Here is a 14,301-nt window from a genome sequence, read left to right as displayed (position 1 = left end):
CCGGACGGAAGCCGCCTTCCGTCCGGCCGTACGCCGGCACCCGGCGCGGCGACTCACGCGCGCACGGTCCAGTCGAAGCGCGGCTCCCGGCGCTCCAGGAACGCGGCGACCCCCTCCGCGGTCTCCCCGCTGGAGCGCGCCTGCTCCGTCCAGTACGCGGTACGGTCGGCGCCCCCTGAGACGGACTCCTTGGCCGCCGCCTGGGTCAGCCGTGAGCGCGAGACCAGCACCCGGGCGAACTCCGCGACCCGTCCGCCCAGCTCCCCGGCCGGCAGCACCTCGTCCACCAGCCCGGTGCGCAGCGCGCGCTCCGTGCCGATCAACTCGGCCGAGAACAGCAGGTACTTGGCGGTCGAGGGCCCCACCAGCGAGACCAGACGCCGGGTGGACGACGCCGAGTAGACGATCCCGAGCCGCGCGGGAGTCACCCCGAACAGGGCACCCTCCTCGGCGAACCGCAGATCGCAGGCCACGGCGAGCTGGCAGCCGCCGCCCACGCAGTGACCGCGCACGGCCGCGAGGGTCGGCTTGGGGAAGGCGGCCAGCGCCTCCTCGGCCCGTACGGCCAGCGACCGTGGATCGTCGCCGGGCTCCATGGGCCCCTCCCCGTGCTCCTCCCGCGATTCCCGGGGCTCGCGCAGCGAGGAGATGTCGGCGCCCGCGCAGAATGTCGGCCCCTCGCCGGTGAGCACCAGCGCCCGTACGGCGGGATCCGCCGCCAGCCGCCCCAGCAGCGGCGGCAGCTCCTGCCACATCGACGCGGTCATCGCGTTGCGCTTGGCGGGATGGTGGATCACGACGGTCGCGATGCCGTCGGAGACGGTGTGCAGCAGCTGCGGCTCCATGTGCCGGATGCTATCCCCGGCCCCGCGTTGCCCGACGTGCCCTCTCGACCGCCCCTGAAGCACCAGTGGATGATCGTCTGCGATCACCCTGGCTGTCCGCTCGCTCGGATGCGGTCATCCTCCGTCAATTACGGCTGACTTCTGTTCAGTTGCCCGGTACGGACCAGCTCGTTCCCAACACTCGGTACCCGATGGACGACACCGGCCCGAGCCGGTCGAGCCACAGGTCGAGACCAAGGGTGGGTGCCGCAAGGATGGAGAGCCGCGGGAGAGTTCCGGCCCGGCCGCTGTCGTACGAGGGAGTCTGGCGGTTCACCGCTCCGGCCGTCGACGTCTCCGTACCGCAGGCCCGGCACGCCGTACGCGATCTGCTCAAACGCCAGCGCGTACCGGTCAGGGACACGGTCGTCCAGGGGCTGCTGCTGATCGTCTCCGAGCTGGTCACCAACTCCGTACGGCACGCGGCCCTGCTCTCCCCGGAGATCGCTGTCGAGGTCACCATCGGCGCGGAGTGGATCAGGGTCGCGGTCGAGGACAACCATCCCTACCGGCCCAAGGCCCTGGAGACCGATCACGCCCGGACCGGCGGGCGCGGACTGCTGCTCGTACGGGAGATCACCCGCGAGGCCGGCGGTAGCTGCGCCGTCGAGCACACCGCCGGCGGCGGGAAGATGATCTGGGCGGCGCTGCCGTTTCTGGCCCCGCTCGGTGAGGTGCCGGCGCGCGGGGGTGTCACCAGCCCCCGGCAGGCCCTGTGAGCTCTCTGATCGCCGGGCGCGCCGAGTCCAGCACGGTCATGAACCACGCCGAGAACGGGTCCCGGTCATGCCGGCCCGCCAGCTCCGCCGGGGTCACATAGACCGTCTCGCCGACCTCTTCCGGGTCGGGCCGCAGCGAGGACTGCGCCATCCCGACGAAGAGGTGGTTGTACTCCTGCTCGACCAGCCCCGACAGCGGGTCCGGGTGGTTGTAGCGGACCGTGCCCGCCTCGGCGAGCAGCGAGGGCGAGATACCCAGCTCCTCGTGGGTACGGCGGGCCGCCGCGGTGAACGGGGCCTCGCCCGGGTACGGATGTCCGCAGCAGCTGTTCGACCAGACACCGGGGGAGTGGTACTTGCCCAGCGCGCGCCGCTGGATCAGCAGCCGTCCCCGCTCGTCGAAGAGGAAGACGGAGAACGCCCGGTGCAGCCGGCCGGGCGGTTCATGGGCCGAGAGCTTCTCGGCGGTGCCGATGGTATTGCCGTTCTCGTCGACCAGCTCCAGCATGATCGTTTCCTGAACGCCGTGAGACGAGCTCTTCGCCGTGGTGACTGGTGTGGTCGGCATAACCATCCTTCGCTTCGGGCCTCAGCCCCCAAGTCTGCCGCACAGGAGCCCCCTGTCCGCACTTCGGGAGCGTGGGCATGTCCGTTCTCCCACGCCCCCGGAGGTGTCGATGTCGGGGTGCCGGTGCCAGGACATCAGTGGCGGTGGCAGTGCCAGGAGGCCGGTGGCGCGGGGCGGTGGCAGGGGGACGGCGGCAGGAGGTCAGTGGCAGAGCCTCGCCTCGTGCTCGGCATGTCCCCTCGGTTCGAGCTGGAAGGTGCAGTGCTCGACATCGAAGTGATGACCGAGACATCCCTGGAGGTCATGAAGCATCTTCTCGTGACCCACCGCGTCCAGCGCGTCCTGGTCCACCACCACATGCGCAGAGAGCACGGGCATGCCCGAGGTGATCGTCCAGATATGGAGATCATGTACGTCGGCCACACCGGGCAGTCCGAGCATATGCGCGCGTACCTCGGCCATGTCCACGTCCTTGGGCGCGGCCTCCAGCAGCACGTTCAGTGTCTCCCGCAGCAGCTTCACCGTACGCGGGACGATCATGAGCCCGATCAGCAGGCCCGCGAGCGGGTCGGCCGTCTGCCACCCCGTGAGCAGGATGACACCGGCCGAGACCAGCACCGCGAGCGAGCCGAGGGTGTCCGCGAGCACCTCCAGATACGCCCCGCGCACATTGAGGCTGTCCTTGCGCCCGCGCATCAGCAGGGAGAGGGAGACCAGATTGGCGGCCATACCGATGAGGGCGAAGACGATCGTCAGTCCGCCCCTGGTCTCGGGCGGCACGATGAAGCGCTCGACCGCCTCGTACAGCAGGAACCCGCCGACCCCGAGCAGCAGCAGACAGTTGGCCAGCGCGGCGAGGATCTCGGCCCGCGCGTAGCCGAAGGTGCGGTTGCTGTCCGCGGGCCGGCCCGCGAAGTGGACGGCCAGCAGCGCCATCCCGAGCCCCACACCGTCGGTGGCCATATGGGCCGCGTCGGCGAACAGGGCGAGGGAGTCGGCGGCGATACCGCCGACGATCTCCACGACCATCACGGAGAGCGTGATGCACAGCGCGATACGCAGCCGCCCCCGGTAGGCGGCGGTCGCGGTGCCCGTCGGCGGCCCGCCGTGGGTGTGCCCGTGGTCGTGCCCTGCCCCCATGTGGCCGCCTTCCGGTCGTATGTGCGATCTGCCGACCACGCCAGTGAACTACGGGTGGGGGGTATGCGGCAACCCGGCACTGAACACCGTTGTCATATGCTCTGACCTGCGGAAATGATCGCAGGTCAGAGCAATGGCAAGATCATCCGACCGCTGTTGCCGGGTGATGCAGCCGCCAGCCCTCCCAGGCCGATTCGACCATCTCGCGTACCCCGTGGCTCGCCGTCCAGCCCAGCTTCCCGGCGATCAGCCCGACCGAGGCGACGGCCCTCGCGGCATCGCCGGGACGGCGCCCCTCCACCACCGGCACGGCGCGGTGGCCGGTGACCTCGGCCACCAGATCGGCCAGTTCGCGGACCGAGACGCCCTCACCGCGGCCGATGTTCACCGTGAGATCCCCGGCGCCCTCCTGGCCGGCCAGGAGGCGCGCGGCGGCGAGATGGGCCCCGGCCAGATCGGCCACATGGATGTAGTCGCGGATACAGGTGCCGTCCGGCGTCGGATAGTCGTCACCGAAGATCCGGGGCGCCTCGCCCCGGCTGATCCGGTCGAAGAACATCGGGATGATGTTGAACACCCCGGTGTCCGCCAGCTCGGGCGCCGCCGCCCCCGCCACATTGAAGTAACGGAGACAGCCGGTGGCGATTCCGTGCGCCTGTCCGGTCGCCCGGACCAGCCACTCGCCCGCGAGCTTCGTCTCACCGTACGGGTTGATCGGCACGGTCGGGGTCCGCTCCGTGATCAACTCCACATCGGGCACTCCGTACACGGCCGCGGAGGAGGAGAAGAGAAAGCGCCGTACGCCCGCGGCGACCACGCCGTCGAGCAGCACCGTGAGTCCGTGCAGATTCTCCCGGTAGTACCTCAGCGGCTGCTCCACGGACTCCCCGACCTGCTTCTTCGCCGCGAGATGCACCACACCGGTGACCTGGTGCGCGGCGAGCGTACGGTCGACCACGTCCCGGTCCAGCAGGGAGCCCCGCACCAGCGGAATCCCGGCGGGCAGCCGCTCGGGCACACCGGTCGAGAGATCGTCGAGCACGACGACCCGCTCTCCCGCCGCGGTCATCGCCCGCGCCACATGTGCCCCGATATAGCCCGCTCCGCCTGTGATCAGCCACGTCATGCCCGCAACCCTAGGGCCGGACAGGCCCTGGAGGGTGCCCTCGGGGTGCCGGCCGTCGTTTGTCCGGGAGACGGTCGGTGGTCGATGATGATCATCGCGGACCGTTTCCCGATCAGACTTTGGCATCCGGAGCGTAAACGGGCGGTGAACTCGGCCTTCAGTTCATCCGATAGCCTCTGCCGACGTGCCGCCACCCGGATCCCGGGTCCCGTCGCCGCGCACCCAGCCCTGTCAGCGCCAAGGAGTGAGTTCGTCTGCCGACCGCCATCCTCACCGGTCCCCCGGTCCCCGGATCGCCGCTCGAAGGCCATCTGAGGTCGCTGGGTTACGACGTACGGACCGCGCCGGGCGCCGAAGAGGCGCTGACCCTGCTCGCCTCGGCCCCCGCGGCCGACCGGGTCGCCCTCGTCGACTCCCGTTTCGTCGGTCATGTCCACGCACTGCGCCTGGCCCTCACCGACCCCCGCTTCCCCGCCGCCGCCGTGCCGGGAGCGCTCACCGCCAGGCCCGAGGCCCGTACGGCGCTGCTGAGCGCCGTCACGGCCCTGGCCGACGGAGGCTCCCGGTCACCGCTGGGCGGCGCCGCCGAAGCCCCTCGGACCGGAGTTCCTCACACCGAAGCCCCTCGGACCGGAGTTCCTCACACCGAAGCCCCTCGGACCGGAGCTGCTGAGGCCGGACCCCACTCCGGGGCCACCGTCACCGCCGCGAGCGAACCCTTCGCCGACCGGGTGGCCGCCGTGCTCGAAACCCGGGGCACCCACGTCCACCGTCCCGAGCTGGGTTCGCTCGTCGCCGCCGTACCCGCCGACGCGGACGCCCGGGAGCGGGCCGGGACCGCTGTCGCAGCCGTCGACGACGAGGCCGTACGGCTGCGCTCCGCCGTGAAGGCGCGCGACGGCTTCTTCACCACCTTCTGCGTCAGTCCGTACTCCCGCTATCTGGCCCGCTGGTGCGCCCGCCGCGGTCTGACCCCCAACCAGGTCACCACCGCGTCCCTGATCACCGCCCTGATAGCGGCGGCCTGCGCGGCCACCGGCACCCGGGGCGGCTATGTGGCGGCCGGCGCGCTGCTGCTCTTCTCCTTCGTGCTGGACTGCACCGACGGGCAGCTCGCGCGCTACTCGCTCCAGTACTCCACGATGGGCGCCTGGCTGGACGCGACATTCGACCGCGCCAAGGAGTACGCCTACTACGCGGGTCTCGCGCTCGGCGCCGCCCGGGGCGGCGACGACGTATGGGCGCTCGCGCTGGGCGCGATGGTCCTCCAGACCTGCCGGCATGTCGTGGACTTCTCGTTCAACGAGGCGAACGCCGACTCGGCCGCCGCCGGCGCCGGCGGCAAGAGCGTGGTGGGCACTCCCACCGCCGCGCTCTCCAGCAGGCTCGACAGTGTCGGCTGGACCGTGTGGGTACGCAGGATGATCGTGCTGCCGATCGGTGAGCGCTGGGCGATGATCGCCGTGCTCACCGCCCTCACCACGCCCCGCACCGTCTTCTACGCGCTGCTCATCGGCTGTGCCTTCGCCGCCTGCTACACCACCGCGGGCCGTGTGCTGCGCTCGGTGACCCGCAAGGCCGTCCGTACCGAACGCGCCGCGCGGGCCCTCGCCGATCTCGCCGACTCGGGTCCGCTCGCCGAGGGGACCGCCGCGCTGCTGCGGCGCCCGGCCCGCCGGCTCCCCGGCGCCGTGCCGTTCCTGATCGCACTTCTGGGCGGGGCGGCGGTCGTCGCCACCGCCTCCTTCGCACCCCTCGACGGCCCCTGGCCCGTGCTCGCGGCGGTGCTGTACGTACTGACCTCGGGCCTCGCCGTCGCCCGTCCCCTGGGCGGCGCGCTGGACTGGCTCGTACCGCCGGTGTTCCGCGCGGCGGAGTACGGCACGGTCCTGGTGCTCGCCGCCCGCTCCGAGGTGAACGGAGCGTTGCCCGCGGCTTTCGGACTGGTGGCGGCCGTCGCCTACCATCACTACGACACGGTGTACCGCATCCGCGGCGGCAGCGGCGCGCCGCCCAAGTGGCTCGTCCGGTCGGCCGGCGGGCACGAGGGCCGCACGCTGCTGGTGACCGCGCTCGCCGCCGTCCTCGTGACCCGGCACACCGCCTTCCCGATGGCTCTGACGGTGCTCGCGGTCGCCGTGGCGCTGGTCGTGCTCCTGGAGTCCATCCGGTTCTGGGTGTCCTCCGGAGCCCCCGCCGTACATGACGAAGGAGAACCCGCATGATCGGCCTCGTACTGGCCGCCGGTGCCGGACGGCGTCTGCGCCCCTACACCGACACGCTTCCGAAGGCCCTCGTGCCCGTGGACCCGGCGGGGGAGGGGACCACCACGGTCCTCGATCTGACCCTGGGAAACTTCGCCGAGGTCGGGCTGACCGAGGCCGCGATCGTCGTCGGCTACCGCAAGGAGGCCGTCTACGAACGCCGCGCCGAACTGGAGAGAAAGTACGGTCTGAAGCTCACCCTCGTCGACAACGACAAGGCCGAGGAGTGGAACAACGCCTACTCCCTCTGGTGCGCCCGTGACGTCCTGACGCGCGGTGTGATCCTCGCCAACGGGGACACCGTCCACCCGGTCTCCGTCGAGAAGACCCTGCTCGCCGCCCGCGGTGAGGAGCGGCGGATCATCCTCGCCCTCGACACGGTCAAGCGCCTCGCCGACGAGGAGATGAAGGTCATCACGGACGGCGCCAAGGGCGTACGCCGGATCACCAAGCTGATGGACCCGGCCACCGCCACCGGCGAGTACATCGGGGTCACCCTGATCGAGCCCGAGGCCGCCGCGGATCTCGCCGACGCCCTGCGGACCACCTTCGAACGGGACCCCGACCTCTACTACGAGGACGGCTACCAGGAGCTGGTGAACCGCGGCTTCACCCTCGACGTGGCCCCCATCGGCGACATCCCCTGGGTCGAGATCGACAACCACGACGACCTCGCGAAGGGCCGTGAGATCGCGTGCCAGTACTGACCCGGCTCATCCCGTCCCCGGTCGTCGTCGACATCAGGCCCGGCGCCCTGGACGATCTCGCCGGTCTCCTCGCCGACCAGCGGATCTCCAGCTCGGGCCGGGTCGCCATCGCGGTCAGCGGCGGCTCGGGACAGGCGCTGCGCACCCGGCTGGAGCCGGTGCTCACCGCCGCGGACTGGTATCTGGTGGCCGACGGCACCATCGACTCCGCGGTCAGGCTCGCCGACGGCATCAAGGGCAAGCGGTACGACGCGGTGGTCGGCCTGGGCGGCGGCAAGATCATCGATGTGGCGAAGTACGCGGCGGCCCGGGTGGGTCTGCCCCTGGTCGCCGTCGCCACCAATCTCGCCCACGACGGGCTCTGCTCCCCGGTGTCCACGCTCGACAACGACAACGGCCGCGGTTCCTACGGTGTCCCGACCCCCATCGCGATCGTCGTCGACCTCGACGTCATCCGCGACGCCCCGGTCCGGTTCATCCGCTCCGGTATCGGTGACGCGGTCTCCAACATCTCCGCCATCGCGGACTGGGAGCTGTCGCACGGGATCAACGGCGAGCCGGTCGACGGACTGGCCGCCGCCATGGCCCGTACCGCCGGCGAGGCCGTGCTCCGCCATCCCGGCGGCGCGGGGGACGACGAGTTCCTCACCGTCCTCTCCGAGGCGCTGGTGCTCACCGGTATCGCCATGTCGATCAGCGGCGACACCCGCCCCTCGTCGGGTGCCTGCCACGAGATCAGCCACGCCTTCGACCTGCTCCACCCCACGCGCCGCGCGCTCCACGGCGAGCAGGTCGGCCTCGGCGCCGCCTTCGCCATGCATCTGCGCGGCGCCCACGAGGAGTCACAGCTCTTCACCGAGGTACTGCACCGGCACGGGCTGCCCGTACTGCCCGAGGAGATCGGCTTCTCCCCGGAGGAGTTCGTAGGGGCCGTCGCCTACGCGCCGCAGACCCGTCCGGGCCGCTTCACCATCCTCGAACACCTCGACCTGTCCACCGACCAGATCAGGGACGCGTACGCCGACTATGCCAAGACCATCAGTAGCTGAACTCCGTCCGGTCGTTCACCCGGAGGGCGTGAAGGACCGGCGCAGCGGAGAGCACTGGGCCGGGCGACTGTACATGCGGGAGATCTCGCTGCACATCGACCCGTACCTGGTGAACACCCGGATCACGCCCAACCAGCTCACCTATCTCATGGTGGTCGTGGGGGTCATCGGCGGTGCCGTGCTGCTCGTACCGGGACTGACCGGCGCGATTCTCGCGGCGGTCCTGTTCCAGATCTATCTGCTCCTCGACTGTGTCGACGGCGAGGTGGCCCGCTGGCGCAAGCAGACCTCCATCACCGGGGTCTATCTGGACCGGATAGGCCACTATCTCTGCGAGGCCGCTCTGCTGATCGGCTTCGGTGTGCGCGGCGCGGACGTCTTCCACCAGAACGGCGCGGCCACGAACTGGCTCTGGGCCTTCCTGGGCACGCTCGCGGCGCTCGGCGCGATCCTGATCAAGGCCGAGACCGATCTGGTCGATGTGGCCAGGCAGCGCAGCGGTCTGCCGGCCGTCAAGGACGAGGCCTCCGTACCCCGCTCCTCCGGTCTGGCACTGGCCCGCAGGGCCGCGGCCATGCTCAAGTTCCACCGGCTCGTCGGCGGCATCGAGGCCAGTCTCTTCATCCTGGCCGCGGCCGTCCTCGACATGGTGCGGGGAGATCTGTTCTTCACCCGGCTCGGTATCGCGATCCTCGCCGGTATCGCCGTCGTCCAGACACTGCTGCACCTCGTCTCCATCCTGGCGTCGAGCAGGCTGAGGTGAGCGGCATGCGGCTCGGCGCGGTGATCATCACGATGGGTGACCGCCCCGCCGAGCTGCGTGCCCTCCTGGCGTCGGTCGCGCGGCAGGAAGGCGATCCGATCGAGATCGTCGTGGTCGGGAACGGCGCCCCGGTGGGTGATGTTCCCGACGGGGTACGGACCGTCGAGCTGCCGGAGAACCTCGGTATCCCGGGCGGCCGCAATGTCGGTATCGAGGCCTTCGGCTCCGCCGGTTCCGAGGTCGACGCTCTGCTCTTCCTCGACGACGACGGCCGGCTCCCGAGGACCGACACCGCCGAGCTGATCCGTCAGGCCTTCGCGGCCGACCCCGTGCTCGGCATCATCAGCTTCCGGATCGCCGATCCCGAGACCGGGCTCACCGAGCGCCGGCATGTCCCTCGGCTGCGCTCCTCGGACCCGCTGCGGTCGTCCCGGGTGACGACCTTCCTCGGCGGGGCCAACGCCGTACGGACCAAGGTCCTGGCGGAGGTGGGACCGCTGCCCGGCGGTTTCTTCTACGCCCACGAGGAGACCGATCTCGCCTGGCGGGCCCTGGACGCGGGCTGGATGATCGACTACCGCGCGGACATGGTGCTCAGCCATCCCGCGCTGCCGCCCTCCCGCCATGCCGTCCACCACCGTATGGTGGCCCGTAACAGGGTCTGGCTCGCCCGCCGGAATCTGCCCGCGCCGTTCGTTCCGCTCTATCTCGGGGTGTGGCTGCTGCTCACCCTGCTCCGGCGTCCCTCGCTGCCCGCGCTGAAGGCCTGGCTCGGCGGGTTCGGGGAGGGCTGGGTGACCCCGTGCGGACCGCGCCGCCCCATGAGGTGGCGTACGGTATGGCGGCTGACCCGGCTGGGCCGACCGCCTGTCATCTGACAAGCTTCGGATCTGAGAGCATCGGGGCTACTCCCAACTCCCGGGGCCTGGCCTTCCGTGCTTGTGCCCGTCCGGCTGCGCATCTTGAAGACGAAAGTTTCAACTTGTGAGTGACACAACCCAAGAGGGCGCGATCGCCGTGAGCGCCCCGCCGTCGTCCGACGACGGTCTGACCTCGGCGGAGCTCGCCGCCAAGTACGGTCTCGCGGTGAGCGGTGCCCGGCCCGGTCTGCGTGACTATGTCCGGCAGCTCTGGGGCCGGCGCCACTTCATCCTGGCCTTCTCCCAGGCGAAGCTCACGGCCCAGTACAGCCAGGCCAAGCTCGGCCAGCTCTGGCAGGTGGCGACGCCCCTGCTGAACGCCCTGGTCTACTATTTGATCTTCGGGCTGATCCTGGGCACCAGGAAGGGCATGCCGCAGGAGGTCTTCATCCCCTTCCTGGTCACCGGGGTGTTCGTCTTCACCTTCACCCAGAGTTCGGTGATGGCGGGCGTCCGCGCGATCTCCGGCAATCTGGGGCTCGTACGGGCCCTGCACTTCCCCCGGGCCGCGCTGCCGGTCTCCTTCTCGCTCCAGCAGCTCCAGCAGCTTCTGTACTCGATGATCGTCCTGGTGGCGGTGGCGGTCGCCTTCGGCAGCTATCCGAAGCCGGGCTGGATCCTGGTGATCCCCGCGCTGGTGCTCCAGTTCTTCTTCAACACCGGTCTCGCGCTGATCATGGCGAGGCTGGGCAGCAAGACCCCGGACCTCGCGCAGCTCATGCCGTTCGTGATGCGTACCTGGATGTACGCCTCCGGCGTGATGTTCTCCATCCCGGTGATGCTCAAGGACAAGCCGGCCTGGATCGCGGACATCCTCCAGTACAACCCCGCCGCCATCTATATGGACCTCGTCAGGCACGCGCTGATCGACGGGTACGGCTCGTCGAATCTCCCCGCGCACGTCTGGTTCGCCGCGCTGGTGTGGGCCGTGCTGCTGGGAGTCGCCGGCTTCGTGTACTTCTGGAAGGCTGAGGAACGGTACGGGCGTGGCTGACGAGAACAAGCAGGGACGTATCCCCACGGTCATCGCCGACGAGGTGCACATCGTGTACCGCGTCAACGGCGGAGGCGGCGGGAAGGGCAGTGCCACCGCCGCGCTCAGCCGCATACTCCGCCGCGGCAAGGGGGAGTCGCGGGGAGTCCGCAAGGTCCATGCCGTACGGGGAGTCTCCTTCACCGCCTACCGCGGCGAGGCGATCGGTCTGATCGGCACCAACGGATCCGGCAAGTCGACACTGCTGCGCGCCATCGCGGGACTGCTGCCCACGGAGAGCGGCAAGGTCTACACCGATGGCCAGCCCTCGCTGCTGGGGGTGAACGCGGCGCTGATGAACGATCTGACAGGCGAGCGCAATGTCATCCTCGGCGGGCTCGCCATGGGTATGACGCGCGAGCAGATCCGGGACCGGTTCGAGGGCATCGTGGACTTCTCCGGCATCAATGAGAAGGGCGACTTCATCACCCTCCCGATGCGGACGTACTCCTCGGGTATGGCCGCCAGGCTCCGCTTCTCCATCGCGGCCGCCAAGGACCATGACGTCCTGATGATCGACGAGGCGCTGGCCACCGGCGACCGCAAGTTCCAGATCCGCTCCGAACAGCGCATCCGTGAACTGCGCAAGGAGGCCGGCACGGTCTTCCTGGTCAGCCACAGCAACAAGTCGATCAAGGACACCTGTGACCGTGTGCTCTGGCTGGAGAAGGGCGAGCTGCTGATGGACGGCCCGACCGACGAGGTCATCAAGGCGTACGAGAAGGAGACGGGCAAGTAGTCCGGCAGTGCGACCGAGGCCTCCGCCGGATCACTCCGGCGGGGGTCTCGTCGTGAGAGCGGGCCGGTTTCCGACGGAGGCGGTCAGGCAGTGATCGTCAAAGGACGGTCAAGTCCCCTGCGGGCGGGGAAGGTTGGCCCGTATCGCAGCGTTCTTGTAATGCGCGCAACACCCCGGAGTGGTCCTCTTAGTTGTACAACGTAAGCTGTGCTGGTGCTGATTCGCGGCAAGTGGGGCGATACCTGCTGAGCACCCCGCCGGCGAGGCGGCGGCCTTCTTACTCGGAAGGACGGGCGGCGTGTCCGAAATGGGATGTATTGGGTCAGCAGTGTAGAACGGGAGATGTGACGGCAATGACGGGAAATCTCCAGCTCTGTGAGGGTTCCGCCGTCCCCGTGCCGGGCAGCCGGCAGTGATGGACACTCCCCAGGCGCGCTCCGACGCCACCGCACGCTCCACACTCGACAAAGCCGCCGACGAGAACTTTCCGGTGGCACCTTTCTTCCTGCCCCGCGCCTGGCGCGACGATCTGATGGCGGTCTACGGATTCGCCAGGCTCGTCGACGACATCGGCGACGGGGATCTCGCCCCCGGCGGCGCCGATCTGCGCCATCTCGGGGTCGACCCCGGGCGGGCCGACGACCGGCCGGCCGTGCTCGACGCGTTCGAGACCGATCTGCGACGGGTCTTCGACCCCGCGGGCCCGCGTCCTGCCCATCCCCTGCTGCGCGGACTGATCCCGACCGTACGGAGCCGCGCGCTCACCCCCGAACCGTTCCTCGGGCTCGTCGCGGCGAACCGCCAGGACCAGCTGATGCGACGGTACGGGACCTATGACGACCTCCTCGCCTACTGCGAGCTGTCCGCCAACCCCGTGGGCCGTCTCGTCCTCCTGATCACCGGGACCGCCACCCCCGAGCGTGTCCGCCGCTCCGACGCCGTCTGCACGGCGCTCCAGATCGTCGAACACCTCCAGGACGTGGCCGAGGACCTCGGCCGCGACCGGATCTATCTGCCCGCCGAGGACATGAAGCGCTTCCATGTCTCCGAGGACGATCTGGCCGCCCCCACCGCGAACGCGTCGGTGCGCGCCCTGGTCGCGTACGAGGCGGAACGCGCGCGGCGGCTTCTGGATGAAGGCACACCGCTGGTGGGTAGCGTCCATGGCAGGCTCCGGCTGCTGCTGGCCGGATTTGTGGCCGGAGGGCGCGCCGCCCTCGCTTCGATCGCGGCCGCCGGGCACGATGTGCTCCCCGGACCGCCCAAACCCACCAAGCCGCGTCTGCTGCGCGAAGTGGGAGCTGTCTTGCGAAGAGCGCACAGAGAGGGGTGAGCCGGAACGTGGAGGGACAGACACCCATGTCCGCGCCGGTACTGGCGGCCTACAGCTACTGCGAGGCCGTCACCGGACAGCAGGCACGCAACTTCGCCTACGGCATCAGACTGCTGCCGACCGAGAAGCGGCAGGCCATGTCCGCGATGTACGCGTTCGCCCGGCGGGTGGACGACATCGGCGACGGCACACTCGCGCCCGAGGCCAAGCAGAGACGGCTCGAAGAGACCCGCGCGCTGCTCGGCAGAGTCAGGGCGGGCGAGGTGGCCGAGGACGACACGGACCCCGTCGCGGTCGCCGTCGCCGACGCGAGCCGCCGCTTCCCGGTTCCGCTCGGCGGGCTGGACGAACTGATCGACGGCGTTCTGATGGACGTTCGGGGCGACACCTACGAGACCTGGGACGACCTCAAGGTCTACTGCCGGTGTGTCGCGGGTGCCATCGGCCGGGTGTCGCTCGGCGTGTTCGGCCCCGGCCCCGACGCGCCGGGAGCGGAGCGCGCCGCCGAGTACGCCGACACGCTGGGACTCGCCCTCCAGCTCACGAACATCCTCCGCGACGTACGCGAGGACGCGGCCAACGGCCGTACGTATCTGCCCTCCGACGATCTCGCCAAGTTCGGCTGCTCCGCCGGTTTCCACAGCGCGACCCCGCCCGCGGGCTCCGACTTCACCGGTCTGGTGCACTTCGAGGTCCGCCGCGCCCGCGCCCTGTTCGCCGAGGGGTACCGGCTGCTGCCGATGCTCGACCGGCGCAGCGGCGCATGTGTCGCGGCCATGGCGGGTATCTACCGCCGGCTGCTCGACCGTATCGAACGCGACCCGGAGGCCGTGCTGCGCGGCCGGGTCTCGCTGCCCGGACACGAGAAGGCGTATGTCGCCGTACGCGGACTCTCGGGTCTCGACGCCCGGCACATCTCGCGGCAGACCGTCAGGAGGCGCGGCTGATGCGGCACATCGCACGGCTCGGCCTCTTCACCGCACATCCGCGCCGGACTTTCGCAACCCCGGGTCGGGATGACGCGTCCCTGACTGCGACAGCCGGAGGGGGACACGC

The 14,301-nt window shown here is 70.0% G+C and carries 14 protein-coding genes; 10 read left to right on the top strand and 4 right to left on the bottom strand.

The annotated features are described in order from the left end of the window. Positions 1 to 53: 53 nt before the first annotated feature. Positions 54 to 845 carry an enoyl-CoA hydratase/isomerase family protein gene (locus tag OG214_RS04935; RefSeq protein ID WP_405983904.1) on the bottom strand — a complete coding sequence of 264 codons (792 nt, stop codon included), beginning with the start codon at positions 843 to 845 and terminating at the stop codon, positions 54 to 56. Positions 846 to 1,099: 254 nt separating this feature from the next. On the opposite strand from OG214_RS04935, the gene OG214_RS04930 reads away from it, so the two are divergent. Next, the gene (locus OG214_RS04930) at positions 1,100 to 1,603 is read left to right on the top strand and encodes an ATP-binding protein (protein ID WP_363082384.1); all 504 of its coding nucleotides are present in this window, start codon (positions 1,100 to 1,102) and stop codon (positions 1,601 to 1,603) included. Here the strand turns inward: OG214_RS04930 and idi are convergent. The 3 genes from idi to galE all read right to left on the bottom strand — a co-directional run bounded on the left by idi (position 1,578) and on the right by galE (position 4,437). Beyond that, a complete protein-coding gene (gene idi, locus OG214_RS04925; RefSeq protein ID WP_363082385.1) occupies positions 1,578 to 2,171 on the bottom strand; it encodes an isopentenyl-diphosphate Delta-isomerase in 594 nt (197 codons plus the stop codon). The two genes, OG214_RS04930 and idi, sit on opposite strands and share 26 nt — an antisense overlap. A 201-nt stretch (positions 2,172 to 2,372) precedes the next feature. Further along, positions 2,373 to 3,311, bottom strand: a complete 939-nt coding sequence (locus OG214_RS04920; RefSeq protein WP_363082386.1) for a cation diffusion facilitator family transporter — start codon at positions 3,309 to 3,311, stop codon at positions 2,373 to 2,375. Positions 3,312 to 3,453: 142 nt separating this feature from the next. After that, complete coding sequence (galE, locus tag OG214_RS04915) at positions 3,454 to 4,437, bottom strand: UDP-glucose 4-epimerase GalE (RefSeq protein WP_405983903.1); 984 nt, start codon at positions 4,435 to 4,437, stop codon at positions 3,454 to 3,456. Positions 4,438 to 4,691: 254 nt separating this feature from the next. Between galE and OG214_RS04910 the strand changes: the two genes are divergently transcribed. The 9 genes from OG214_RS04910 to hpnD all read left to right on the top strand — a co-directional run bounded on the left by OG214_RS04910 (position 4,692) and on the right by hpnD (position 14,192). Further along, a complete protein-coding gene (locus tag OG214_RS04910; protein WP_405987430.1) occupies positions 4,692 to 6,662 on the top strand; it encodes a DUF5941 domain-containing protein in 1,971 nt (656 codons plus the stop codon). Next, the gene (locus OG214_RS04905) at positions 6,659 to 7,408 is read left to right on the top strand and encodes a phosphocholine cytidylyltransferase family protein (protein WP_363082388.1); all 750 of its coding nucleotides are present in this window, start codon (positions 6,659 to 6,661) and stop codon (positions 7,406 to 7,408) included. The genes OG214_RS04910 and OG214_RS04905 overlap by 4 nt, the downstream gene beginning before the upstream one ends. Beyond that, the gene (locus tag OG214_RS04900; RefSeq protein ID WP_363082389.1) at positions 7,396 to 8,457 is read left to right on the top strand and encodes an iron-containing alcohol dehydrogenase family protein; all 1,062 of its coding nucleotides are present in this window, start codon (positions 7,396 to 7,398) and stop codon (positions 8,455 to 8,457) included. The genes OG214_RS04905 and OG214_RS04900 overlap by 13 nt, the downstream gene beginning before the upstream one ends. Beyond that, positions 8,435 to 9,220 carry a CDP-alcohol phosphatidyltransferase family protein gene (locus tag OG214_RS04895; protein ID WP_405983902.1) on the top strand — a complete coding sequence of 262 codons (786 nt, stop codon included), beginning with the start codon at positions 8,435 to 8,437 and terminating at the stop codon, positions 9,218 to 9,220. The genes OG214_RS04900 and OG214_RS04895 overlap by 23 nt, the downstream gene beginning before the upstream one ends. Before the next feature lie 5 nt (positions 9,221 to 9,225). Further along, the gene (locus OG214_RS04890; RefSeq protein WP_405983901.1) at positions 9,226 to 10,098 is read left to right on the top strand and encodes a glycosyltransferase family 2 protein; all 873 of its coding nucleotides are present in this window, start codon (positions 9,226 to 9,228) and stop codon (positions 10,096 to 10,098) included. A 106-nt stretch (positions 10,099 to 10,204) separates the two neighbouring features. Continuing rightward, complete coding sequence (locus OG214_RS04885) at positions 10,205 to 11,134, top strand: ABC transporter permease (protein ID WP_363082392.1); 930 nt, start codon at positions 10,205 to 10,207, stop codon at positions 11,132 to 11,134. Continuing rightward, positions 11,127 to 11,912 carry an ABC transporter ATP-binding protein gene (locus tag OG214_RS04880; protein ID WP_363082393.1) on the top strand — a complete coding sequence of 262 codons (786 nt, stop codon included), beginning with the start codon at positions 11,127 to 11,129 and terminating at the stop codon, positions 11,910 to 11,912. The genes OG214_RS04885 and OG214_RS04880 overlap by 8 nt, the downstream gene beginning before the upstream one ends. 412 nt (positions 11,913 to 12,324) lie before the next feature. Then, positions 12,325 to 13,245, top strand: coding sequence for a squalene synthase HpnC (hpnC, locus tag OG214_RS04875; RefSeq protein WP_405983900.1), 921 nt, complete (start codon positions 12,325 to 12,327; stop codon positions 13,243 to 13,245). Then, complete coding sequence (hpnD, locus tag OG214_RS04870) at positions 13,242 to 14,192, top strand: presqualene diphosphate synthase HpnD (RefSeq protein WP_363082395.1); 951 nt, start codon at positions 13,242 to 13,244, stop codon at positions 14,190 to 14,192. The genes hpnC and hpnD overlap by 4 nt, the downstream gene beginning before the upstream one ends. Positions 14,193 to 14,301: the final 109 nt, after the last annotated feature.

It is taken from the genome of Streptomyces sp. NBC_00872 (assembly GCF_045161915.1).
Classification (GTDB): Bacteria; Actinomycetota; Actinomycetes; order Streptomycetales; family Streptomycetaceae; genus Streptomyces.
The sequence above is the reverse complement of the archived record's forward strand: the minus strand, read 5'-3'. Positions and strand labels throughout refer to the sequence as shown.

Bases quoted from the DNA above. Each gene is read 5' to 3' on its own strand.
- idi (WP_363082385.1), bottom strand. From the start codon at position 2,171: ATGCCGACCACACCAGTCACCACGGCGAAGAGCTCGTCTCACGGCGTT.
- OG214_RS04905 (WP_363082388.1), top strand. From the start codon at position 6,659: ATGATCGGCCTCGTACTGGCCGCCGGTGCCGGACGGCGTCTGCGCCCC.
- galE (WP_405983903.1), bottom strand. From the start codon at position 4,437: ATGACGTGGCTGATCACAGGCGGAGCGGGCTATATCGGGGCACATGTG.
- OG214_RS04930 (WP_363082384.1), top strand. From the start codon at position 1,100: ATGGAGAGCCGCGGGAGAGTTCCGGCCCGGCCGCTGTCGTACGAGGGA.
- OG214_RS04935 (WP_405983904.1), bottom strand. From the start codon at position 845: ATGGAGCCGCAGCTGCTGCACACCGTCTCCGACGGCATCGCGACCGTC.
- OG214_RS04890 (WP_405983901.1), top strand. From the start codon at position 9,226: ATGCGGCTCGGCGCGGTGATCATCACGATGGGTGACCGCCCCGCCGAG.
- OG214_RS04895 (WP_405983902.1), top strand. From the start codon at position 8,435: ATGCCAAGACCATCAGTAGCTGAACTCCGTCCGGTCGTTCACCCGGAG.
- OG214_RS04920 (WP_363082386.1), bottom strand. From the start codon at position 3,311: ATGGGGGCAGGGCACGACCACGGGCACACCCACGGCGGGCCGCCGACG.